General features: G+C 60.4%; 17 protein-coding genes, 5 pseudogenes and 1 riboswitch. Of the genes and pseudogenes, 5 read left to right on the top strand and 17 right to left on the bottom strand.

Going from position 1 to position 22678, the window contains the following annotated elements; all coding sequences use genetic code 11:
* The first annotated feature begins 6 nt into the window (after positions 1-6).
* Positions 7-888 carry an ABC transporter permease gene (locus ACCD05_RS15370; RefSeq protein ID WP_111562345.1) on the top strand — a complete coding sequence of 294 codons (882 nt, stop codon included), beginning with the start codon at positions 7-9 and terminating at the stop codon, positions 886-888.
* Between the two features lie 55 nt (positions 889-943).
* On the opposite strand, the gene ACCD05_RS15365 is transcribed toward ACCD05_RS15370, so the two are convergent.
* From ACCD05_RS15365 to ACCD05_RS15345, 5 genes and pseudogenes are all read right to left on the bottom strand, one after another.
* Positions 944-2368 (bottom strand): sensor histidine kinase, encoded by a 1425-nt coding sequence (locus ACCD05_RS15365; RefSeq protein WP_413393742.1) that lies wholly within the window; start codon positions 2366-2368, stop codon positions 944-946.
* 1 nt (position 2369) lies between these two features.
* Positions 2370-3038, bottom strand: a complete 669-nt coding sequence (locus ACCD05_RS15360; protein ID WP_047511608.1) for a response regulator — start codon at positions 3036-3038, stop codon at positions 2370-2372.
* Between the two features lie 265 nt (positions 3039-3303).
* A complete protein-coding gene (locus ACCD05_RS15355; RefSeq protein WP_111562344.1) occupies positions 3304-3675 on the bottom strand; it encodes a DUF2147 domain-containing protein in 372 nt (123 codons plus the stop codon).
* Between the two features lie 293 nt (positions 3676-3968).
* Positions 3969-4130 (bottom strand): conjugal transfer protein TraD, encoded by a 162-nt coding sequence (traD, locus tag ACCD05_RS15350; protein WP_181459256.1) that lies wholly within the window; start codon positions 4128-4130, stop codon positions 3969-3971.
* Positions 4130-4216 (bottom strand): annotated as a pseudogene (locus ACCD05_RS15345) (TraC family protein); the annotation flags it as partial. The gene traD and the pseudogene ACCD05_RS15345, both read right to left, overlap by 1 nt.
* Positions 4217-4466: 250 nt before the next feature.
* Here ACCD05_RS15345 and traA point away from each other — a divergent pair.
* Both traA and ACCD05_RS15335 read left to right on the top strand, forming a co-directional pair.
* The gene (traA, locus tag ACCD05_RS15340; protein ID WP_413393740.1) at positions 4467-8048 is read left to right on the top strand and encodes a Ti-type conjugative transfer relaxase TraA; all 3582 of its coding nucleotides are present in this window, start codon (positions 4467-4469) and stop codon (positions 8046-8048) included.
* A 381-nt stretch (positions 8049-8429) separates the two neighbouring features.
* On the top strand, positions 8430-9038 hold the full coding sequence (locus tag ACCD05_RS15335; RefSeq protein ID WP_111562341.1) for a TraH family protein: 609 nt from the start codon (positions 8430-8432) through the stop codon (positions 9036-9038).
* Between the two features lie 30 nt (positions 9039-9068).
* On the opposite strand, the gene ACCD05_RS15330 is transcribed toward ACCD05_RS15335, so the two are convergent.
* On the bottom strand, positions 9069-9221 hold the full coding sequence (locus ACCD05_RS15330; protein WP_413393798.1) for a hypothetical protein: 153 nt from the start codon (positions 9219-9221) through the stop codon (positions 9069-9071).
* Between the two features lie 463 nt (positions 9222-9684).
* Positions 9685-9939: pseudogene (locus tag ACCD05_RS15325) on the bottom strand (XRE family transcriptional regulator); the annotation flags it as partial.
* Positions 9940-10109: 170 nt separating this feature from the next.
* On the opposite strand from ACCD05_RS15325, the pseudogene tnpC reads away from it, so the two are divergent.
* A pseudogene (tnpC, locus tag ACCD05_RS15320) lies at positions 10110-11550 on the top strand (IS66 family transposase); the annotation flags it as partial.
* A gap of 188 nt (positions 11551-11738) precedes the next feature.
* Here the strand turns inward: tnpC and ACCD05_RS15315 are convergent.
* The gene (locus ACCD05_RS15315; RefSeq protein ID WP_413393738.1) at positions 11739-12626 is read right to left on the bottom strand and encodes a LysR family transcriptional regulator; all 888 of its coding nucleotides are present in this window, start codon (positions 12624-12626) and stop codon (positions 11739-11741) included.
* 207 nt (positions 12627-12833) lie between these two features.
* Here ACCD05_RS15315 and ACCD05_RS15310 point away from each other — a divergent pair, with 207 nt between their 5' ends.
* A complete protein-coding gene (locus tag ACCD05_RS15310) occupies positions 12834-13079 on the top strand; it encodes a helix-turn-helix domain-containing protein (RefSeq protein WP_111562339.1) in 246 nt (81 codons plus the stop codon).
* A gap of 79 nt (positions 13080-13158) precedes the next feature.
* Here the strand turns inward: ACCD05_RS15310 and ACCD05_RS15305 are convergent.
* From ACCD05_RS15305 to nrdH, 9 genes and pseudogenes are all read right to left on the bottom strand, one after another.
* Positions 13159-13499, bottom strand: a pseudogene (locus ACCD05_RS15305) (HlyD family secretion protein); the annotation flags it as partial.
* Positions 13498-15625, bottom strand: a pseudogene (locus ACCD05_RS15300) (lactate dehydrogenase); the annotation flags it as partial. The pseudogenes ACCD05_RS15300 and ACCD05_RS15305, both read right to left, overlap by 2 nt.
* 101 nt (positions 15626-15726) lie before the next feature.
* Entirely contained in the window at positions 15727-16128 is a 402-nt protein-coding gene (locus ACCD05_RS15295) for a DUF3085 domain-containing protein (protein WP_413393737.1), read from the bottom strand.
* A gap of 13 nt (positions 16129-16141) precedes the next feature.
* On the bottom strand, positions 16142-16750 hold the full coding sequence (locus ACCD05_RS15290; protein ID WP_413393735.1) for a DUF1419 domain-containing protein: 609 nt from the start codon (positions 16748-16750) through the stop codon (positions 16142-16144).
* Positions 16751-16875: 125 nt separating this feature from the next.
* Complete coding sequence (locus ACCD05_RS15285) at positions 16876-17859, bottom strand: DUF3991 and toprim domain-containing protein (RefSeq protein ID WP_413393796.1); 984 nt, start codon at positions 17857-17859, stop codon at positions 16876-16878.
* A 498-nt stretch (positions 17860-18357) separates the two neighbouring features.
* A complete protein-coding gene (gene nrdF / locus ACCD05_RS15280; protein ID WP_413393733.1) occupies positions 18358-19347 on the bottom strand; it encodes a class 1b ribonucleoside-diphosphate reductase subunit beta in 990 nt (329 codons plus the stop codon).
* A 15-nt stretch (positions 19348-19362) separates the two neighbouring features.
* Complete coding sequence (nrdE, locus tag ACCD05_RS15275; RefSeq protein WP_413393731.1) at positions 19363-21531, bottom strand: class 1b ribonucleoside-diphosphate reductase subunit alpha; 2169 nt, start codon at positions 21529-21531, stop codon at positions 19363-19365.
* Entirely contained in the window at positions 21501-21914 is a 414-nt protein-coding gene (gene nrdI / locus ACCD05_RS15270) for a class Ib ribonucleoside-diphosphate reductase assembly flavoprotein NrdI (RefSeq protein ID WP_413393729.1), read from the bottom strand. The genes nrdE and nrdI overlap by 31 nt, the downstream gene beginning before the upstream one ends.
* Positions 21915-21924: 10 nt before the next feature.
* The gene (gene nrdH, locus ACCD05_RS15265; protein WP_413393727.1) at positions 21925-22146 is read right to left on the bottom strand and encodes a glutaredoxin-like protein NrdH; all 222 of its coding nucleotides are present in this window, start codon (positions 22144-22146) and stop codon (positions 21925-21927) included.
* 243 nt (positions 22147-22389) lie between these two features.
* Positions 22390-22613, bottom strand: a riboswitch (cobalamin riboswitch).
* Between the last annotated feature and the right edge of the window lie 65 nt (positions 22614-22678).

Below are 22678 nucleotides of genomic sequence, written 5' to 3'. Positions count from 1 at the left end.
GAAACAATGGCTGATACAACTCTTAGCGTCGGCTCCGCCGCGCTCTTCCGCCCGGGAACATCGGATGCGGAAATCGAAGCATCCGCAATGAAGGCGATGAAGCGTCGCAACGCGCTCGTTCGCTTCTGGCAGATCGCCATCCTCGTTTTCGTCATCGGCATGTGGGAGCTTTCCTCCAACATGCAGTGGATCGACCCCTTCTTCTACTCAAGCCCGAGCGGCGTCGTTCAGCGCCTCTATGAGTGGGCGACGGAAGGCACGACCGAAGGTTCGCTCTGGTACAATCTCTGGGTCACGATGGAAGAGGCGCTGATCGGCTTCTTCGCGGGCTCGATCACCGGCGTCTTCGTCGGCATCGGCCTTGGCCGCAACCGCTTCCTGTCGGATATCTTCTCGGTCTACATCAAGGCGATCAATTCGATCCCGCGTGTCGTCCTTGCCCCGATTTTCATCATGATCATGGGCCTCGGCCTTCCTTCGAAGGTGGCGCTCGCCTTCATCATGGTGTTCTTCGTGGTCTTCGCGAACGCCTTCCAGGGTGTGCGAGAAGCAGATCGCAACATGATCGCCAATGCCCGCATCCTCGGCGCTTCCGACTGGCAGGTGACGCGCACGGTGGTGATCCCTTCGGCCATGAGCTGGATCTTCGCCAGCCTGCACGTGTCGTTCGGCTTCGCCATCATCGGCGCGATCGTCGGCGAGTTCGTCGGCGCCCGCTTCGGCATCGGTCAGCTGATTTCGATCGCCAAGGGCACCTTCGATGCGGCCGGCATGTTTGCCGCGATCCTGCTGGTCATGGTGGTGACGCTTGTCGCCGAGTACATCATGACCATCATCGAAAACCGCCTCGCCAAATGGCGTCCGCAACAGCATATGGACCCCCAGTAAGAGCGCCCATCCTCCCAGGCTCTCTAAAGGTCGGATCGAAAGGTCCGACCTTTTTTCATGCCCGTTTTTCTCTGCCCTGTTTCGCAACCGCTATCGGAAGCCGCACGCTCACCACGAGGCCGCCCCCGTCCGCCTCGGCGAGAACGACCTCGCCGCCGGCGCCATCGACCACTTCGCGAACGATCGCCAGCCCCAAGCCGCTGCCCTCGCCCTCGGTGCCGAGCACCCGATAGAAACGTTCAAAAACCTGTTCGCGCTCGGCCGCTGGAATACCCGGCCCGTTGTCCTCGACATCGAGCACGGCGACGTCACCTCGGCGGACAACGGAAACCGTCACGGTGCCGCCAGGGCGAGTATAGCGAATGGCATTGTCGACGAGATTGACGAGCATTTCGCGCAACATCGTCCCATCGCCCTCGACGGGAACGGGATCTGAAACCTCGAGGCCGAGATCGATATCGCGCTGCAACGCCTGCTCGGCATGCGCAGCGACGATGTCCCTGGCCGTGGTTGCGAGATCGATGGTCTCGCTTCGCGGCCGCCGGCTGCCCGGTTCGGCGCGCGACAGCGTAAGCAGCTGACTGGCAAGACGGGAGACATGGCGAATGCTGCCGCGCAAGGCTTGCAGCGCCTCCTCGCGGCTGGCGTCGTCCGTCTCCCGTGCGGCGACGCCGGCCTGCGTCGACATCAGCGCCAGCGGCGTTCGCAACTGATGGGCGGCATTCGAAACAAATCGCCGCTGTGCGGCCATCTGGTTTTGAACGCGCTCCATATGGTCGTTCAAGGCATGTACCAGCGGCTGAAACTCTGTCTGGACCATCTTGGGCGAGAGAGGATCCAATCGTTCGCGTCCGCGGGCGCGCACGGCATCGCGCAGCCGCAGCGCAGGCGCCAGCCCTCGCTGCAGCCCGACGATCGTGACCGCTCCCGCAAGCAGCACGAGCACGAACTGCTTGGAAAAATCATCCAACCACAAGCGCCTGCGCAAGGCATACTGGCTGTTATGGGTGCTCGCCACGGTGACGGAGATCGCACCATTATCGGGAAGCCCGACGACAGGATGATTGAGCGTCAGCGCACGAACGGGCGAATTGCGAAACGCCAGATCCTGCCCGGTGCGTTCGACCGTCGGCAACGGCAGGTCCGGAAAGCCGCCAATCAGGTTCCCCCAGGCAGTGATGATCTGGTAGAAAACCTGGTCTCCATAACCGGTATCGAACATCTCAAGCGCGGCCGGCGGAATGTCCGCCTCAACATTGCCGCCCTCATCCACCCGCACCGCTTCCGCGATCACCCGGGCAGAGCTCAATAGGGTGCGGTCGGTGACGAGCTTCGCCGTCTGGTCGGCCGTCTGGTAGCTTTCGTAGAGATTGAAGCAGATGGCGCCGATCAGAGTGAGGACGACCCAGGCCAGAAGCTGGGCTCGCAGGCTCTGCCGCAAGGCCCAGACAGCTACGAGCATGGCACGCAGACGACGCATGTTAGGACGCGTCCCGCAACAGATATCCGAGCCCGCGCAACGTCGCGATCTGAGCCGAGCTCGCCTCAAGCTTCTTGCGCAATCGGTGGACATAGATTTCGATCGCGCTCGGGTCCGCCTCGTCGTCGAAGCCGAAGACGCTTTCCGAAAGGGCGGCCTTGGAGACCGTCGTTCCGACGCGGGTAATGAGGTGCTCGAGAACCGCATGCTCCCTTGGTGTCAGCGCAAGCGGCTCGCCCTTGATCGAGAACTGCCGCGTGGCGCCGGCAAAGACCAGATCGCCGACCACCACCTCCGGCGCAGCGCGATCCTGCCCGCGCCGGACAATCGCTCTTATGCGTGCCTCCAGCTCCGCGATCTCGAAGGGCTTTGCAAGATAATCGTCGGCGCCGCTATCCAGACCCGCGACACGACCGTCGAGGCTGGCATTCGCCGTCAGGATGATGACGGGAACCCTCTCGCCGCTTTGCCGGAGCCGCTTCAGAAGCGTCATGCCGTCGATCTTCGGGATGGAGAGGTCGAGGATGACAGCCGAGTAGCGCGCGACCTTCAACATCAATTCCGCATCCTCGCCATCGAAGGCTATGTCGACCGCATATTGTGCCTGGCGCAGAGCCTTCGCGAGCCAATCGGCGAGCTCTTTATTGTCTTCGACGATGAGGATTTTCATATGCGAGCTATAGCATTTCGCTCGACGGCAATGGAAGATAGTTGGTGCCCGAGGCCTCTTGCCCTGCCTGGAAAAATAAAGACGGGTCCAGTCGCAAGTGAATCGCTAATCGAGCGGACTTGGCGCGAACGCTACTCAGGCCAAGCGCGTCCTTCTTCGGACTGTGGCTTGCGAGTATTGGCATTCGAGGACCCGGACGGCAATTCGCTTCAAATAACCGGGATCGATTTTTCCATCACCACTTTCATCGCCCGCGCCTCCGCATTCAATTGATCCGAGTCCAATCAACGCCCTTGCATAGTAGCCCGGCCACGACGCACCCTTTCGTGGTCATCTTGTCTCCGTTGATCGTCACGGTCAGCTTGTAGGTTAGGTTGCGTTGCGGATCGAAGGCCGTTCCGGCGTACACGCCATCGGCGTCCGGATTGATCGTCATCACCAGCCTGTCGCCCGCCTTTTCCTTGGGCGTCCCTGGTTTGATCCAGGTGTTCGTGGCGCAGATGTCTGATCCGCAGGGGGCAATCCGCACCTTCGCATTGCCATCGCCGCGCGCCCATTGGCCGTCGATATCGGCGGCATTGACCGTGGTGAAGGCACAGAGGCCGGACACGATTGCGGCTAGTGTCATCTTCATCATGCTCGTTTCTCCTCTCGGCTGCTCGATCGCTTCCTCTCGAAATTTGTACGAGGGGAGAAGGCCAAGAGTTTCATGGCGGGCCTATTAATTTCGAGAGTTTCGCCGGACCGAGACAACGGTCTCGCGCTCGAGTTGGGTAATAGACGGGATCAGGCAATGCCAGCCCAATTCCCCCAAGGAACAGCTTTGCCTGGTCGGTCGTTGCGAATGTCGAGAGCCACCGTTCGATGCCGGGCAGGATCAAGCAAACAGCGATCATGGCAACGGCCGGAATGCTCGCGACCAAAAACTTCCTAGGCGTCATCGGAAAACGCCTTCGCACCGAGTTCACTCAGGCGGGTTCGCTCCGCCTCGTCAGCCTTGATCCGCTGGGAGGCATCGATCAGCAGCCCGAGCAAGAGCGCGCGCTTTTCGTAGCGCAGGCCCGCCTTGACGATCAGACCGCCGAGTTCGATCTTTTCACGCGCGTCGTTTCGGCCAGCTTGAGTTGCTCCTGCAGGCGAGCGATCTCTTCCCGGATCTTGGCGATTGGCTTCTTCATGGGCGTCGCTTCCTCGTGGCTTTCACTCCGATGAACCCGAACCTTGCCCCGAATTTTCTCCCGATGGAAAGGTGCAATGTTGCACCTCGCCAAGGCGCCAGCTTTTGGCGAATGATCCCGCCGTTCCGAAGGAGCGGATCCAAGGGCGCAATTATACGTCGCTGACGCGACGCCTTGCTTTTGGGCCTCGGCGGGCCCTCCGCTCCCGACGAACGGTCTGATCTTGTTCGATCCTAGGAGCTCGTTGTCGTTGGCGGTCCCGCATTTCTCAGTCAGCATCGTTGCCCGCGGCTCCGGCCGCAGCGCCGTGCTGTCGGCGGCCTACCGGCATTGCGCCAAGATTGAATTCGAGCGGGAAGCCAGGACGATCGACTATTCCCGCAAGCAAGGGCTGCTGCATGAGGAGTTCGCCGTTCCCGAGGACGCGCCGCAATGGCTGCGGGAGATGATCGCCGATCGTTCGGTGTCCGGCGCCTCGGAGACCTTCTGGAACAAGGTCGAGGCCTTCGAGAAGCGCGGCGATGCGCAGCTTGCCAAGGATGTGACCATCGCCCTGCCGATGGAACTCAACGCCAATCAGAACATCGCCCTCGTCCGCGACTTCGTCGAACGGCATATTACCGCCAGGGGCATGGTCGCCGACTGGGTGTTTCACGATGCTCCCGGCAATCCGCACATCCATCTGATGACCACCTTGCGGCCGCTGACCGAGGACGGGTTCGGCGCCAAGAAGGTCGCGGTCTTGGGAGCTGAGGGCGATCCTCTCCGTAACGATGCCGGCAAGATCGTCTATGAGCTTTGGGCCGGTGGCGCCGACGACTTCAACGCCTTTCGCGACGGATGGTTCGCGCTCCAGAACCAGCATCTGGCGCTCGCCGGTCTCGATATTCGTATCGATGGACGCTCCTTCGAGAGGCAAGGGATCGAGCTGACACCGACCATCCATCTCGGCGTCGGGACCAAGGCGATCGAGAGGAAAGCTGAGGGAGCCGAGGAGAAGGTCGCGCTCGAGCGGCTGGAGCTGCAGGAAGAACGCCGAAAGGAGAACGCCCGGCGGATCCAGCGCGATCCGGAGATCGTGCTCGACCTCATCACCCGCGAGAAGAGTGTCTTCGAGGAACGCGATGTCGCGAAGATCCTCTATCGCTATATCGACGATGCTGCCCTCTTCCAGAACCTGATGGCGCGGATCCTCCAGAGCCCACGGACGCTCCGGCTCGAACGTGAGCATATGGATCTTGTCACCGGTGTCAGGGCAGCGGCGAAGTACACGACACGGGAGCTGATCCGCGTTGAATCCCAGATGGCCAATCAGTCGATCTGGTTGTCGCGGCGATTCTCTCACGCCGTCAAGCCAGCGGTCCTTAACGGTGTCTTTTCCCGGCATGACCGCCTGTCGGATGAGCAGAAGAGGGCGATCGAACATGTCACTGGTCCGGAGCGGATCGCCGCCGTGATCGGGCGTGCCGGCGCTGGCAAGACGACGATGATGAAGGCGGCGCGCGAAGCCTGGGAGGCTGCCGGATATCGGGTGGTCGGCGGGGCGCTGGCGGGCAAGGCGGCCGATGGTCTGGAGAAAGAAGCGGGGATGGTCTCGCGCACGCTTTCGGCCTGGGAGCTGCGGTGGGATCAGCAGCGAGACCGGCTTGATGACAAGACCATCTTCGTCCTCGACGAAGCCGGCATGGTCTCCTCCCGACAGATGGCGCGCTTTGTCGAAGCGGTGACGACATCAGGCGCGAAGCTCGTCCTGGTCGGCGATCCCGAGCAGCTTCAGCCGATCGAGGCCGGGGCCGCCTTCCGCGCCATTGCCGAGCGGATCGGCTATGCCGAACTCGAGACAATCTACCGTCAGCGCGAACAATGGATGCGCGATGCCTCGCTCGATCTGGCGCGCGGAAACGTCTCGGCGGCGCTCGACGCTTATGCGGATCGCGATATGGTTCGGACCGCCTGGACCAGGGGCGAGGCTATCGCTTCCCTGATCGCTGACTGGGACCGCGAATACGATCCGGCCAAGGCGACCCTGATCCTCGCCCATCGCCGCGTCGATGTGCGGCTGTTGAACGAGATGGCGCGCGGCAAGCTGGTCGAGCGAGGCGTGATCGAGGCCGGTGATGCGTTCAGGACGCAAGACGGCACGAGGCACTTCGCGGCCGGCGATCAGATTGTCTTCCTGAAGAATGAAGGGTCTCTCGGCGTCAAGAACGGCATGTTGGCGCGGGTCGTCGAGGCCCAGCCAGGACAGATCGTGGCCGAGATCGGCATTGGCGGAGATAGACGCCAAGTCGTGGTGGAGCAGCGTTTCTACACCAATGTCGATCATGGTTACGCCACCACCGTCCACAAGAGCCAGGGCGCCACCGTCGATCGCGTCAAGGTGCTGGCGTCGAGCACGCTGGACCGACATCTCTCCTATGTCGCCATGACCCGCCACCGCGAGACGGCCGAACTGTATGTCGGCCTGGAAGACTTCGCGCAACGGCGCGGCGGCGTGCTGATCGCCCATGGCATGGCGCCTTACGATCACAAGCCAGGCAACCGGGACAGCTACTATGTGACGCTCGGCCATGCCGATGACCAGGAGCGCACCATCTGGGGTGTCGATCTCGCGCGGGCGATGAATGAAGCGAAAGCCGAGATCGGTGATCGCATTGGCCTCAAGCACGTCGGATCGCAGCGCGTCACGCTTCCAAATGGCAAGGAGGTCGCCCGGAACTCCTGGAAGGTCGTGCCGATCGAGGAGCTGGCGATGGCACGCCTCCATGAACGGCTCTCGCGGGCCGGATCGAAGGAAACAACGCTCGATTATCAGGACGCCTCGCATTATCGCGCGGCGCTGCGATTTGCCGAGGCACGTGGCCTCCATCTCATGAATGTCGCCCGCACGATCGCGCACGACCGGCTGCAATGGACCGTCCGTCAATCGTCGAGGCTCGCAGAGCTTGGCGCACGCCTCGGCGCGATTGCGGCAAGGCTCGGCCTTGGCGGAGTGAAGTCGAGCGCATCGGCACCGTCCGCGATCAGGGAGGCAAAACCCATGGTCTCTGGTACGACGACCTTCCCGCGATCGATCGCTCAGGCGGTCGAAGACAGGCTCTCGGCCGACCCCGTCCTGAAGGACCGCTGGCAAGAGGTTTCGACTCGCTTCCACTACGTCTTTGCGGATCCTCAGGCCGCCTTCAAGGCCGTCAATGTCGACGCCATGCTGACGAACGGGACATTGGCGGCAACGACGCTTATGCGGATTGCCGAACGGCCGGAGAGCTTTGGCGTGCTGAAGGGCAAGACTGGCCTGTTCGCGGGCAGCACCGAGAAGCAGGCGCGCGATACAGCAATCCTCAATGCGCCAGCCCTTGCCCGTGATCTGCGGGGCTTCATCGCGCAACGCGCGGAGGCTACCAGCCGCCATGAGGACGAGGAACGCGCGGTCCGCACCAAGCTCTCGCTCGATATCCCTGCCCTCTCCGCATCGGCAAAGCAGGTGCTTGAACGCGTGCGCGATGCGATCGATCGAAATGACATCCCCGCCGGTCTCGAGTTTGCCCTGGCCGACAGACAAGTGAAGGCCGAGCTCGAAGGCTTCGCCAAGGCGGTGTCGGAGCGCTTCGGAGAAAGAACCTTCCTGCCCCTCGCGGCAACGACCGCGGACGGGAAGGCGTTCGAGGCGGCGTCGGCGGGAATGCAGCCGGCCCAGAAGAATGAACTACGTTCCGCCTGGGACACGATCCGTACCGTCCAGCAACTGGCCGCGCATGAACGGACAGCGGTGGCGCTCAAGCATGCCGAGAGCATGCGCCAAACCCAGACGAAAGGGTTGTCGCTGAAATGACGTCTCAAGAAAATCCCACCCCTGCCATAGCGCGCCAAAGGCGCCCTGCCCTCGCCCTGATCGCTGCCTCATGTGGTGCCGCCCTTGCGGTGGTCATCGGCGGGGTCGTCGGCGGCCTGCGGATCAACACCACGCCCAGCGAGCCACCCGGTCTCTGGCGTGTCGCACGCCTCGATCGTCCGGTTCACGTCGGCGACATGGTGTTCGTTTGCCCGCCTGAGACCGAAACTGTCTCGGAGGGTTTTAAGAGAGGCTACCTTCGCGCGGGCCTATGCCCGGGCGGGTTTGGTCCGCTCATTAAGACCGTGGCGGCGATTGCCGGTCAGCGCTCGGCATACCTCTCGTGATGTCTTTCAACACCTGATCTTCGGAGCGATCAACATGGACCCTGCCTTTATCAAACAGTGCGCGGATCCAGCGCTCAAGACTGCTATTGTCGAGCAGTTCGTGTCTGCGGTCGGTTCTGGAGACCCACTTGCCGTTACCGTCAAATTGGGCGGTCGTCTAATCCTCGTTCCCAAGCCGAACACCCCTGATGAAGCCATGAGCGTCGTTCGTGAGTATGCCGGACAGGCGGTGGTCCGGGTAGGACTGACGCAATTTCCGGCCGGTCTCGGCGTCAAAGATGCCTCCGAGATGAGTTCCGATCTATTCGAGCCCTGCGCGAACCTCCGCAAGGGATCTTCAATGTTCGCCAAGATTCTTCGGATCGTAAAGAAATGGTATGGCAACCCCACGAGCGCAGAGGTCTTTCCGCAAATCTTCGACGATGCGGTCTACGCCTGGAAAACAGGCCAGTTCGAGAGTCAAAGCGTGTTTCAGTCTGATGATCCAGGCGCCATCGCTGAAACGAATGACAACGCGAAGGCGGCGGAGCCGGAGCCTGCCGACGCCGCGCCGGCTGAAAGCGAGGCCGAGCCCTTAAACCCAAAGGACATCGGAACGGCGGGTATCAGGATAGATCTGACGAGGATCGGCGGTCAGAAATAACCTATCTCGTAACGCTGAACGAGGGTTGGATCATGTGCCGACAATCGCAACCCTCAGGTCATCGAGGACATTCGCGAGCCCCGGCGCCCGTATCAACCTTGTCGCGCCGACAATCTTCAGCTTGCCGATGGAACGATCGAACACCGCCAGATTCGTATGCCCGTTTAACCTCGAGGGATAAATGATTCCGTCGACCTGATCTCGATGTCCACGGAATGCAACAGCCCACTCGCGAGGAAGGATTGTTTGGAGGATTTTGCCACATCCGTCGGTGCACCCATCTTGATCGCGCCGTCGCCGCCACGCAAGTCAACCATCGTAAGTGGGAAATCACCTCGATCTGCGCAAACTGTCGGTCACGCAACTCTGACACAGCAATTGGCAGGTCACCGATCAAGCCGTCGCGCTGATCCCGTAGCAAGGCTTCCAGAAAGCAGACCTTGACGGTGTGGCCAATATAGAGCACGCCAAAGCGATTGCCTGGCTTTCGGCGACGCGGGTCGCTGAAGCGGCTTGGCGTCTTTCCGAAGCCGAGCGGATCAGGGTACCTAGCGAGGTAGATGCGGCCAAACTGTGAGCGAGGCGTAACAACATGTAAATGCAGATCTGCTGTTTCGAAGCTGGCGGGTGGTAGTGCATTTCCCATTTACCGGAAATCTCGCCCAATGCTCTCCGCTGCCGCGATCGCCTGTTTGGTTCGTCCGCGCTCCAGAGCTTCACGACCCGTCAGACCATCTAGTTCACCATGCGGCTGGACCAGGAAGCGATAAACTGCCCAGGCTCCACCGAGCATCTCGTGAAGGTTAGGGAGTGCAGCAAATGGCTTGCCATCTGAATCGAGCTGCCAATCAGGGAAGCGATACCCCCGCTTGGCGCCATCGAGTCCGAGCAGCTGGCCGTTTTATGCGGAAGTACCTATATGGAAAAGATGGATAAGTTCGTCAAGTTCGTAAAGACAGGCCAGTCATTTACGCAATAGCTGGTCGGCTCAAGACAGAGATCGCTTCACGCAAAAACCGGCGGATAGAGTGTATGGCACCTTGCCGAGGGAATATTGTCCACAGTTGAGCTTTCGCGCCGAAATCGGAAAAGCTCGATCCGGCGCAGATGGAACTTGCGCTGGAAGACCTTGAAACGGCGATGGCCGAAACACAGGCGCGGATCGCCGCCGTCGAGAAAAAGATCGAAGCCAGCGCCTCCGATCCGGACAAGGCCGCTCCTCGCAAAGAGCGTAAGGCCCGTGCGCTGCCCGAATACCTGCCGCGAGTCGAGAGAGTGATCGAGCCCGACAGCATCGTTTCCCTGCGGTTGCGGCAATATGGTGCGGATCGGCGAAGATCGGACGGAACGGCTTGACCGGTTACCGGCACGCTACGAGGTGATCGTCACGATCCGCCCGAAATACGCCTGCCCCAAGGGTCGAACGGGCGTCATCCAGGCCAGAGCGCCAGCGCATCTGCTGGAAGGGAGCTCGCCGACGGAAGCCCTTCTGGCTGAGATTGCCGTCTCCAAGCATTCCGAACATATGCCGCTCAACCGGCAGGCCGAGGTCATGGCGCGACACGGGGTGCCGATAGACCGCACGGTCCTTTCCGATTGGATGGGGCGCACGGGCAGTGAAATCGCACCGGTGGTCGACCACATGGCAAAACGGCTGCTGTGGGAAAGCACGCGGCTCTATGTCGATGAGACCACGGCTCCGCTGTTGGATCCTGGGCGAGGCAGGACGAAGACCGGTTACCTATGGGCCGTGTTGCGTGACGATCGCGGCTGGAACGGATCAGCGCCCCCAGGCGTGGTGTTCCATTATCGACCTGGGCGTAAAGGTGAATATGCCGCTGAAATCCTCAACGGGTTCAACGGCACAATCCAGGTTGATGCCTACGGCTGTTACTCTCACCTCGCCACGTCGGACCGGATGGGTGGCGATCCCTTGAAGCTGGCATTCTGTTGGGCGCACGGACGCAGAAAGCTAATCAAGGCTACGCCAAAGAGCGGATCACCCATCGTCGACGAGGCGCTGGTGCAGATCGCCGCGCTCTACAAGATCGAAGACAGTATCCGGGGCTCAGATCCCGAACATCGCCGGGCAGTTCGACAGGACCTGTCCCTTCCGCTGGTGGACAAGTTCTTCACCTGGCTGGCAGCGCAAGCCAAGCGCGTCTCACGAAAGTCTGATCTCGGAAAAGCCCTGGCCTATATGCGAACGCGACAGGACGGCTTCCGGATGTTCCTGCACGACGGCCACGTCGATATTGACTCCAACCTGGTGGAAAACGCCATCCGCCGACCGAAAATGAACCGCCGCAATGCGCTCTTTGCGGGGCACGACGAAGGGGGCCGCAATTGGGCTCGGTTTGCCAGTCTCATCGGCACGTGCAAAATGAACGGCGTTGAACCCTACGCCTATCTTTGCGATCTCTTCACCCGTCTCGCAAACGGTCACCTCGCCAAGGACATCGACGCCCTGATGCCATGGGCATACGCCGCCCGCATCAAAGCCTCACAATGAGCTCGTCAGATACTATCCGGTGAGCTCACATCCAATCCTAAGCCAGCACTACCCAATAGCGGAAACTGTAAAATTAATGGGGCGTGGACGGCGCATACCGTGAAGGCGCTACCGCTGACATTTATGGGCATACATGCGATCGCATTTCCAATGCAGTTTTGCATTCTGCCGGTGAAGTGAAGGCAACATCACCCCCGCCGCACCATCGATTTCGCGATCTCGACAATATCATCACGCGACGCGGTCGGGTCCTCCTTCGACCATGCAATGCCAAGCCCGATCTTGAAGTCGATCCCCCTCACCTTCTTGAGCACGAAGCTGCGGTTCGGGATATCGGTCGTCCATTCCGGTGCGAAGCCGATGCCCAGACCGGCGGAGACGAGAGAGACGAGCGAATAGGTGTCATCACAGCTATAGGCGACGTTCTTGGTAAGATCGTGTTCCTCGAACTTCCCGTTGAAGTACCGTTCGGTGTAGGAGAGGTTCTGCCGGTTGAAGGCAATGATCTTCTGATCGCGCAGGTCCTCGATCGAGATCTCGTTGAGTGATGCCAGAGGATTGCTCTTCGAAACCGCCAGCAGATAGCGTTCATGGGCAACCGAGAAGAAGCGCAGCGATCCGATGTTCTCGACCGGCCTGATGAAGCCGAGGTTCAGTTGTCCGGTCTCCAGCCCGCGTATAATGTCCCCGGTGTTGCCTGAAACAATGTGAATGTGGACGTCGGGAAACTTGCGGGCGATCTTGCCAAGAAACAGGGGCAACATGCCCATGGTGGCTGGATAGACGGTACCGATCTTGATCTGGCGAATGCGGCTGCCGCCGGCGGCGCGCGTCAGCTCGGTCGTCAGCTCCATCTCGCTGAGGATGCGGACGGCGCGGTCATAGAACGTCTCCCCTGCCCTTGTCAGCTCGACGCGTCTCGTCGACCGGATGAACAAGGGACAACCAAGCTCCCGTTCAAGCGCCATGACATGGTTGCTGAGCGCCGGCTGGGCGATGTTCATCTTGATCGCCGCCCGGCCAAAGTGCAGCTCCTCGGCAACGGCTCTGAAAAGGGATAGTTGGCGGAGTTCCACGTTTACCCCGCTATGAGAAGAGTGAAGAAAGACGGCAAGTCAGCGTGACGGTTGATAAAGTTCTGCTATTGTCGGAATCAGCCATGATCCGAGCTCCTGACAGCTTAGGTTTTGGCAGGCCGCATGCGGTGGCGAAAACACCGATGCGGCCGCTTGAACCTAAATGTTGCATATGAACGAAAATGTTTCAATGAGAAATTGGAAAATATGAGCGAGATCACCGGGGCTCAGATACGAGCGGCGAGAGCGCTTCTTAAATGGTCGGCAGAAGATCTTGCCGAGACAGCGAGTGTGGGACTTTCAACGATACGACGTGCCGAAGCCGAGAATGGAGTGCCCTCCATCACAGCCGCTAACCTGAAGCTGATTCGAATGACATTGGAAAATGCCGGGGTCCTGTTTCTTTCCAGCGAAGGTGGCGGGGTTGGAGTTCGTTTCAAAGAGCCCAACTGATGCCTTTGACGACGTCTGATCCCTCCGCCCAATCATAGCCGCTGTCATCGCAGCGCCGCATGGCTGGGCCAATGTCGATTCATTCCTCTCGAAATGCAAGCGCCACCTGGTCAGTGATCGGCTTGGCGAGATAAGCGAGCGCCGTACGCTCACCGGTTTGTACGAACGCTTCCACCGGCATTCCCGCGAGTGGCGCGAGTTCACCAAGTCTTGCCCATTCGGTATCGGGAACGAACACTCGAACACTATAGTATGTCTGGCCAGTTTTTTGGTCCTCGGTCAAATCTGCAGCAATCTTGGAAATCCGACCGTTCAACTCTTCGGTCGTGCGCTGGCTGAACGCCGAGAACCGCAATCAAACGTCCTGTCCCACTGCGACTTGGTGGATATCCTGAGGAATATCCTCAGTTCCGGTGTAAGAGCGTCGGCCTCCGGCAGGCTGCACATCCTGAAGCGCCCGCACGTTGCGCTCATAGGCCGTAGCGAGCTCGGCTGCCGCTTGTGCTGCGGCGAGCTTGGTGCGGACGGCTCCGGAGAGGTAGGCATCGGCGGTTTGCCAGGATCCATCGGCAGGATCGCGGAATACTTCATCACCCAGCTCATCGAGCACAGTCACAGGATCGCTACGGAGCAGCTCGGCGATGTGATCGATATCGACGCAGCCGCGCTCATTCAGGACGAGAGCCAGCGCGTCTGCAGGCGAAGCGATGGTCGGCGCCGCGGGCGGAGCAATCACACGTTCGGAAAAAATCGGACCTGGCTTGGTCCTGTCGGTCTCCAGATCATAGTCCTCGATCGATGCGACGAGCCAGCACTCTGGATCGTCGCGGAAGGGTGCGAGATTCGGCTGGCGATGAGTCTCCTTGACCTCGCCCGTCTCCACATCCTCCTGGATCGAGCCGGCCGTATGGTTGATCGGCCCGAAGTCGCGCACAAAGCTTGACCAGGCAATGCGTAGGCGGCCTGAAGATCGCGCCATGGCCGGTCGGTTTCCTGGGCCTTCAGCACCTCGCGCACGGCGTCACGGATCGGGATCAGCTTGGTGATGATCCGGATATGCTTCTCAGAAATCCTATCGCCCGAGCGACCCTTGCGCATGGTGACAGGTACGGCCGCCCCATCGAGCATCTGCATAGCCCCTTAGAACGGGCGAGGAAAAAGCTGCCCTCACGGATAGCGCTGTTTCTTGGCTGCAGATCGACGATCTCTCCGAGTTCGTCCTCCAGATCGATATCGATGGGCGTCGGCTCGCCGTCATAGAGATCGGCCGGCAGGAGATCGACCGCTGCGGCAAGGGAAGCCTCAAGATCTTCTCCATCCCGAGGTCGGCAGGTGTAGGTTTCTCCGAATGGTCCGGAGGTCAGCGCGTGGGTTCCGAGAACGAAGTTAGGGTGCCGGGCAAACCACCTGTTGACGCGGTGGGCTCCTTCGTCCTCCGTCGCGAGGCGAACCTCGTCAACCTCGAGCCACATCTGATTGCCCCGGCTCACCGGCCTTCCGCTTGCGGAAGAACAGGATGTCGACGACAACATCCGTGCCGGCATCCCGGCGAAAGCTGCCTTCAAGCAACCGGATCGCCGCGACCAAGTCTGCGGACTTTGCGATGTGCTCGCGCGCCGCCGTATCGGCCTTATCCATCGTTCCATACGATGTGACGAGGGCGGCCAGCGCCCCAGGCTTTAACAGGTCGATCGACCGGGCGATGAAATAGTCGTGCAGACGCAGGCCGAGCGACCGATAGGCGCGATCAGAGCGGACGGTACGATCGGAGAAGGGAGGGTTGCCGACGGCGAGATCGTAGATCGCCGCGAGATCGGTGCGGGCGAAATCGCCATTGATGATGCGTGCCTTTGGTTGCAACAGCTTGACGATCCGCGCGGTGACCGGATCGAGCTCGATGCCGGTGACATAAGTCGCATCGCGGTAGCGCTCCGGCGACAACGCCGGGAAGACGCCCGTGCCGATGCCCGGCTCCAGCACGCGGCCGCCGCGCCAGCCAAGCTCCGGATGCCGGCCCAGATCGCCTTGACGATGAACTCCGGCATGAAATGCGCATACTGAGTGCAGCGTGCGAGTGAGGCGTAATCAACTTCCGAAACCGCGCTTTCTAGCGAAGAGCCGAGATCATCCCAGCCCTGCCGGAAATCGAGCTCGCCCGGTCGGCGGAACATGCCGTTGGCGAGTTCGCAGGCGCCGAAGCCGGTGAAGCCGATCAGCTGCGCTTGCTCCTTGGGCGTTGCCGGGCGGTCCTGCTTGGAGATGTTATTGGCGATGAGGATGGCCGCAACATTGGCGCGCGCTCGATCCTTCCAGGACGACGGTAAGCCGCAGTCACCCTCGAGATAGAAGTTTGCCCGAAGGCCGGTGCGCCGGATGGGGGTGGCAGCGACCGGCATGGCAGGTGGCGGCGCCGGCGGCGTGGGTTCCGGATCGTCGTCATTAGCGGCCGCAGGCGAGAACTCGCCGAAAGCAGTCACGCCAAGCCCGAGCCTGGAAGAGAGTGCGGTGTTACCGAACATGTCGAGCGTGAAGGGGTCGTTGCTCACGATAAAATCTCCTTGTAGAGCCGCGCGTCATCGTTCCGCCGATGGAGTTATGGGCGAACGGACGCTGATTGATTTTGAAGATCCCGCCGCGAGCAGGAACGTTAGGCCCACTCGATGATGAAGAGTTCCATCGAGTCCTCGTCGAAGGTGATGCCGAGATGCCTGGCATTGGGGGTGGCAGCGATCATCGCCTCCAGTTGCTCGGCATCGATGAATTCGACACCGTCATCTCCCCCAAAGGTCTTGCGTTTGACCTCGAACCAGTCGTCGTTCGTGCGAGGATCGCATTCGAGTGCGTAAGCGACGAACGGCTTTTCGCCATCCGGCAATTTGCCGTTCGAGCACAAGTAGACACCGTGGTCACCGACCAGCCATAGACCTGCCCCTTCGTCGCGCCCGGGATGAAGGCCAAAGTCGGGATTGCGAAAGCCGCCATTGGCTTCCGCGTCAGCGCGACCGCGAGCGATCACCGCCCGCACGGATTCAATCGGAAACGAAAGCATGGAAAGCGCCTCCTCACGCTGCGACCGCCGCGGCGGGAAGATTGCGCAGTTGGACGGGCAGTTTGGTGGCGATCTCGTCGTCGGTCAGGTCTTCGAGAAGCTTTAACCTGGCAGATCCAGCCCCTGTGTAGAGAGCGATGACGCGCTGACCCGGCAGATACTGCGCGGCAGTGTCATCGGAGTAGCCGTGATAGGCGTCCGCCGTGGCGCTCCAGATGTGCTCGAGGCGCTCGTCCCGCGTCATCGCGCGCACAGGGCGCGTTTCGCGCTCGATGATCGCCAGCCGCATGTCCTCCACCGACCCGCGGTCGGAGAGATCGCAATATCCATGGAAGTGACGGATGACCCCGTCGATCCGCAGCGCGAAGAATACCGATGTGACGGATCCGGTCAGGAATTCGCGCATGGCGAACATCGAGCCACGGATCCAAAGCGGCGGGAGGATCTCGAACATGTAATCATGTTCACGCTCGGTAATTTCAAACCACTCGCCAGCGTAAAGCGCGCTCGCACCACCGTCGAAACGGTGAGGGCGCTGTGCATGCCGGTCGAACATTCGGAACATCTGATGACGCTCGGCGATGCCCTGGTAGACTTTGCGGATTGCGGAAGGGGTGTTCATTGGCGGCTCCTTTGGCCCTGTCCGGACCGAAGCGCGGTGCTGCCTGCCGGCTCACCATCCTCTTCAGTCCTTCTTGACCCCTCCCCTCAAGCCGCCTCTCCGTCCGGGCGGGTCAAGGGCCGCTCTTAAGCGGGCGAAGCTTCACCCTTGACGCGCGGCCGGCGGGCATGCGGCAGGCCTCTTCCCCCTGCCCTTGTTTTCCTTTCCCGATTTTCTTCGTCCCGCGCCTTCAGCGCTTCATTCCAGTCCTCGGCCGGTGGCTTCAGGCGCAACCAGTCACAGCCCACCTCATCAGCGATGTCACGGAGGCGGCCGGCAAAGGTCTCGCCCTGGCTATTGGCGTCGGTGGCCGCCAACAATACAGCACCCGGACGTGCTGCCAGCTTGCGGACCGCGGCGCCCGTCATCGGTGACCACCCACCGCCGGTGCTGAGATAGAGGCTGCTCTCACGCAGCCCCTCGAATGCCGCAAGGCTCATGGCGTCGATAGCGGCCTCGGTGACGCAAAGACGCGTCGCGTCAGGAGAGCCAAGGCGAAACAGGATTTTGGAACCGCCTGTCGAAAAGCCGCGCCAATCGGGGCCGCGCTCCTCCCACCCGGAGACAACGCCATCATCATCGACATGCGCTGCCCACATGCTGCCGTAAGGGCCTTCCCGAAGGACATCACTTTGGATGGCCTCCCGGATGATCGTTGCCGGAAGGCAGCGCTCGGTGCGCAGATAGCGCCAGGTCATCGATCCCTGCCACGGCCGACGTCGTATTGCCCAGCGTTCGGAGACGGAAGTGCTGTAAGCCGGCTTTCCGGCTGGACGAGACCAGACAGGATCCCTGACGATGACGCCGACAAGGGTGGCCACCCGGTCCAGCGCCTCGACGAAGGCGACGCCCTCCAGATGCTCCGCCAGACCGAAGACATCGCCTTTCGCGTCGGACAGTGGATCGAACCATCCCCGGCCCCCATGGATGACGATGACGATTTCCGCACCGCGCCGGTATTTCACGGCCTTGCGGGTGCTTTCCTTGACATCGATGGCAAAGCCGGCCTGTTCCAACACGGCTGCGCACGGGACACGGTCCCGAAGTTCTTCCAGTTTTTCTTTCTCCATTATTTTCCCGGCGCTTTTGGCGCCGCCCTTCTCTCCAGATTCATGTCTCCCGCAATTTGCGGGACCGTTTCCGGCGGCCGCGAAGAGCAAAGGGGGCAAGGGCGCGGCTGGCAATCTGCAGATTTGCACCCACTCCTGATGACATGCCAGCAGCGGCGCAGCTTCCCTTGCCGCCTGCCGCGCGCAAGCGGCATCAAAGAGAGGAAAATGCCGGCTCAATGAGCCGGCCAGGGATGGAATTCGTGCTTATGCGGAGGTGAGCATAAGCACGAATATGAGCCGTGGTGACTTATGGTCACCATGCTCTCCTTTTCGGCTGCTCACAGGGCGTTCGTAGTTTTTAGCCGCACATAATAAGGAATAGGCGAACCGGTTCAGGCGCGCCTGTGATCTTGATCGGTCATTTCGCGAACTGCGAGAACGGATGCACACCCCATGGTGGCGGGGAAAACTTCGGGCGGTTCGGTGCAAAGGATCCGGACCGCCACAACACTGAGATTAGAAATCCCAATCTTCGTCTTCGGTAGCCACAGCTTTGCCGATGACATAGGACGAGCCAGAGCCGGAGAAGAAGTCGTGGTTCTCGTCGGCGTTGGGCGAGAGCGCCGAGAGGATAGCCGGATTGACCTTGCACGCTTCCGCAGGGAACAATGCCTCGTAGCCGAGATTCATCAGCGCCTTGTTCGCATTGTAATGCAGGAACTTCTTGACGTCCTCGGTCAGGCCAACGCCGTCATAGAGTGCCTCGGTATATTTCGCCTCGTTGTCGTAGAGCTCGAGCAGCAGATCGAAGGCGAAGTCCTTGATCTCCTGGCGCCGCGTTTCCGGCAAACGCTCGACTGCCCGCTGGAACTTGTAACCGATATAGTAGCCATGCACGGCTTCGTCGCGGATGATGAGGCGGATCATGTCGGCGGTGTTCGTCAGCTTGGCGCGGCTCGACCAGTACATCGGCAGATAGAAGCCGGAATAGAACAGGAAACTTTCCAGGAAGACGCTCGCGACCTTCTTCTTCAGCGGATCATCGGAAGCGTATTGCTCCATGATCAGCGCCGACTTCCGCTGCAGGAACTCGTTCTCCTCCGACCAGCGATAGGCATCGTCGACATCGGGCGTCGAGCACAGCGTCGAGAAGATCGACGAATAGGAGCGCGCGTGCACCGCCTCCATGAAGGAGATGTTGGAAAGCACCGCCTCCTCATGCGGCGTTGCTGCATCTGCCATCAACTTTACTGAGCCGACACCGTTCTGGATCGTATCGAGCAGCGTCAATCCGGTGAAGACGCGGATGGTCAGTTGCTGCTCTTCCGGTCTCAGCGTCGCCCAAGATGGGATGTCGTTAGACAGCGGGACTTTCTCCGGTAGCCAGAAATTGCCGGTGAGGCGGTTCCAGACCTCGAGATCCTTGTCATCCTCGATGCGGTTCCAGTTGATGGCGCGTACGGCCGCGGCGACCTTCGGGGTTTTGGTCTTCACTTGAATGTTCATCTTGGTCACCTGAGATCAAAGGGCGCAGGAGACGCAGCCCTGCACTTCCGTGCCGGTCAGCGCCATCTGGCGAAGGCGGATGTAGTAGATGGTCTTGACGCCCTTCTTCCACGCATAGATCTGCGCCTTGTTGATATCGCGCGTCGTCGCGGTGTCGCGGAAGAACAGCGTCAGCGACAGGCCCTGGTCGACGTGCTGGGTGGCCGCCGCATAGGTGTCGATGATCTTCTCCGGGCCGATCTCGTAGGCATCCTGGTAATAGTCGAGATTGTCGTTGGTCATGAAGGCGGCTGGGTAGTAGACGCGGCCGATCTTGCCTTCCTTGCGAATTTCGATCTTGGAGACGATCGGATGGATCGAGGAGGTGGAGTGGTTGATGTAGGAGATCGAGCCCGTGGGTGGCACGGCCTGCAGGTTCTGGTTATAAAGGCCGCCTTCCATGACCGCCTTCTTCAGCTCCAGCCAGTCGTCCTGCGTCGGGATGTGGATGCCCGCCGTCTCGAACAGTTCGGCGACGCGCGCGGTTGCCGGCGTCCATTCGGCTTCGGTGTATTTGTCGAAATATTCGCCTGAGGCGTATTTCGAGTTCTCGAAACCCTTGAAGCTCTGGCCACGCTCGACCGCGAGCCGGTTCGAAGCGCGGATGGCATGATAGGTTACGGTGTAGAAGTAGATGTTCGTGAAATCGACGCCCTCTTCGGAGCCGTAGTAGATGCGTTCGCGGGCGAGATAGCCGTGCAGGTTCATCTGGCCGAGACCGATCGCGTGGCTGTCTGCATTGCCCTTGGCGACCGATGGAACCGAGGTGATATTGCTCATGTCGGAAACGGCCGTCAGCGCCCGGATCGAGGTCTCGATCGTCTTTCCGAAATCAGCCGAATCCATGGTCGCAGCGATGTTCAGCGAGCCGAGATTGCAGGAGATATCCTTGCCCATGTGGTCGTAGGATAGATCGGCATCATAGGTGCTGGCATCGCTGACCTGCAGGATCTCCGAGCACAGATTGCTCATGGTGATCCGCCCGGCGATCGGGTTCGCCTTGTTCACCGTGTCTTCGAACATGATATAGGGGTAACCGCTCTCGAACTGGATCTCGGCGATGACCTGGAAAAAATCACGCGCCTTGATCTTTTTTTTCTTGATGCGGCTGTCGGCCACCATCTCGCGGTATTTCTCGGTGACCGAGATCTCGCTGAAGGCGACGCCATAGACGCGTTCGACGTCGTAGGGCGAGAACAGGTACATGTCCTCGTTATTCTTGGCGAGTTCGAAGGTGATATCGGGGACAACGACGCCAAGCGACAGCGTCTTGATGCGGATCTTTTCGTCGGCATTTTCACGCTTGGTATCGAGAAAGCGCATGATGTCGGGGTGATGAGCATTGAGGTAGACGGCTCCCGCACCCTGGCGCGCGCCGAGCTGGTTGGCGTACGAGAAGCTATCCTCCAAAAGCTTCATGACCGGGATGACGCCCGACGACTGGTTTTCGATCTGCTTGATCGGCGCGCCGGCCTCGCGCAGGTTCGTCAGCGACAGGGCGACCCCGCCGCCGCGCTTGGAAAGCTGCAGGGCGGAATTGATGCCGCGGGCAATGCTCTCCATGTTGTCCTCGATCCTGAGCAGGAAGCAGGAGACGAGTTCGCCGCGCTGCTTCTTGCCCGCGTTGAGGAAGGTCGGCGTCGCCGGTTGGAAACGGCCGGAAATGATCTCGTCGACCATATCGCGGGCCAGCCCCTCATTGCCGCGCGCCAGCGCCAACGCCACCATGCAGATGCGGTCTTCGTAGCGCTCCAGATAGCGCTTTCCATCGAAGGTCTTCAGTGTGTAGCTGGTGTAATATTTGAAGGCGCCGAGGAAGGTCGGGAAGCGGAACTTCTTGTCATAGGCGCGATCGAACAGATCGCGGACGAAGTTGAACGAATACTGGTCCAGCACCTCCTGCTCGTAGTAGCCCTCCGTCACGAGGTAATCGAGCTTCTCCCGGAGATTGTGGAAGAACACCGTGTTCTGGTTCACATGCTGCAGGAAATATTGCTTGGCCGCCTGCCGATCCTTGTCGAGCTGAATCCTGCCGTCCTCGTCATAGAGATTCAGCATAGCGTTCAGCGCGTGATAGTCGAGCGTCGCGTCGGCTATCTTGGTGTCTGCCGCCTTCAAGGGGCGTTCGAGAACTGCCGTGTCCAAAATCGTTCCAATCCGTGTGTGACATTGGCGACATCCTCATCCGTGCCGAGAAGCTCGAACCTGTAGAGGTAAGGCACCTGGCATTTCCTGGATATGATGTCGCCGGCAAGCCCGAAGGTCTCGCCGAAGTTGCTGTTGCCCGCGGCGATCACGCCCCGGAGGTTCGAACGGTTGTCCGCATTGTTGAGGAAGCGGATGACCTGTTTGGGCACGGCGCCCTTGCCGCCGTCGCCGCAATAAGTCGGGACAACAAGCACAAAGGGACGTTGCGCGGTCAGCATGAGCTCCGCACTGACGGGAATGCGCGATGCCGGCAGCCCGAGTTTTTCGACAAAGCGATGGGTGTTCTCGGATCTGCTGGAGAAATAGACGAGCTCACCCATCGGCCGATCCTCAGGCCAGCGCGCTGATCATGTCCGGACGGAAGCCGGCCCAATGCTGCTCGCCGGCAACGACAACAGGCACCTGCCGGTAGCCGAGACCCTGAACAAGCTCATAAGCGGCGCTATCGGTGGATACATCGATGATGGTGTAATCGACCCCTTGGCGATCGAGGGCGCGGGTAGTCGCGGTGCATTGGACGCAGGCTGGCTTGCTGTAGACGGTGATGCTCATGGTGTCCTCGTATGATTTTAAAGGCATAGGAATCCGTCTGGTCGTCCGCCGACGACCGCACGAAGGATTAGAAATGGGTAAGGAAGCGCGCCTACACGGCGTGGCCCGACGCTACTCGCGTTTGCGATGAACTGAACGACTAGTCATGGACCTCACCCCGAAGTTTGCTCATTGGGGGGATCAAGGGCTGCGCGCACGCGCCAACATTGCGCGTATCGACGCGACCAACCGGACACCCCGCCCGTGGACGTTACGCTCTGAGGCAGGTCTCCTGGCTTGCGGGTCGTTGCATCCATCCTCGCCTTCCCGAAGCACGAAACTTCAGTGGCTTTGTCGAACAGATGCTCACCGCTTACAGTTGCGGGGGCAGCTACGGCATTGCGCGCCCAACATGGACGCTACGCACCGTATTCCCGTCTTAGCTCCGATCCTTACGAATCGAGAGAACCTCGAACACAATATATAGTAGACGTAGTGAAATTTTCGTCAACGGCTATGACTGCGAATCAAGAAAATCATTGGGGATTACAAT

The organism is Rhizobium sp. Rhizsp42, from assembly GCF_047304155.1.
Taxonomy (GTDB): Bacteria; Pseudomonadota; Alphaproteobacteria; order Rhizobiales; family Rhizobiaceae; genus Rhizobium.
The sequence above is the reverse complement of the archived record's forward strand: the minus strand, read 5'-3'. Positions and strand labels throughout refer to the sequence as shown.

What these genes read in the sequence shown, in the direction of transcription:
- ACCD05_RS15370 (WP_111562345.1), top strand. Translation starts at nt 7, where the DNA reads ATGGCTGATACAACTCTTAGCGTCGGCTCCGCCGCGCTCTTCCGCCCG.
- ACCD05_RS15365 (WP_413393742.1), bottom strand. Translation starts at nt 2,368, where the DNA reads ATGCGTCGTCTGCGTGCCATGCTCGTAGCTGTCTGGGCCTTGCGGCAG.
- ACCD05_RS15360 (WP_047511608.1), bottom strand. Translation starts at nt 3,038, where the DNA reads ATGAAAATCCTCATCGTCGAAGACAATAAAGAGCTCGCCGATTGGCTC.
- ACCD05_RS15355 (WP_111562344.1), bottom strand. Translation starts at nt 3,675, where the DNA reads ATGATGAAGATGACACTAGCCGCAATCGTGTCCGGCCTCTGTGCCTTC.
- ACCD05_RS15335 (WP_111562341.1), top strand. Translation starts at nt 8,430, where the DNA reads ATGGACCCTGCCTTTATCAAACAGTGCGCGGATCCAGCGCTCAAGACT.
- ACCD05_RS15310 (WP_111562339.1), top strand. Translation starts at nt 12,834, where the DNA reads ATGAGCGAGATCACCGGGGCTCAGATACGAGCGGCGAGAGCGCTTCTT.
- ACCD05_RS15295 (WP_413393737.1), bottom strand. Translation starts at nt 16,128, where the DNA reads ATGCTTTCGTTTCCGATTGAATCCGTGCGGGCGGTGATCGCTCGCGGT.
- ACCD05_RS15290 (WP_413393735.1), bottom strand. Translation starts at nt 16,750, where the DNA reads ATGAACACCCCTTCCGCAATCCGCAAAGTCTACCAGGGCATCGCCGAG.
- ACCD05_RS15285 (WP_413393796.1), bottom strand. Translation starts at nt 17,859, where the DNA reads ATGGAGAAAGAAAAACTGGAAGAACTTCGGGACCGTGTCCCGTGCGCA.
- nrdF (WP_413393733.1), bottom strand. Translation starts at nt 19,347, where the DNA reads ATGAACATTCAAGTGAAGACCAAAACCCCGAAGGTCGCCGCGGCCGTA.
- nrdI (WP_413393729.1), bottom strand. Translation starts at nt 21,914, where the DNA reads ATGGGTGAGCTCGTCTATTTCTCCAGCAGATCCGAGAACACCCATCGC.
- nrdH (WP_413393727.1), bottom strand. Translation starts at nt 22,146, where the DNA reads ATGAGCATCACCGTCTACAGCAAGCCAGCCTGCGTCCAATGCACCGCG.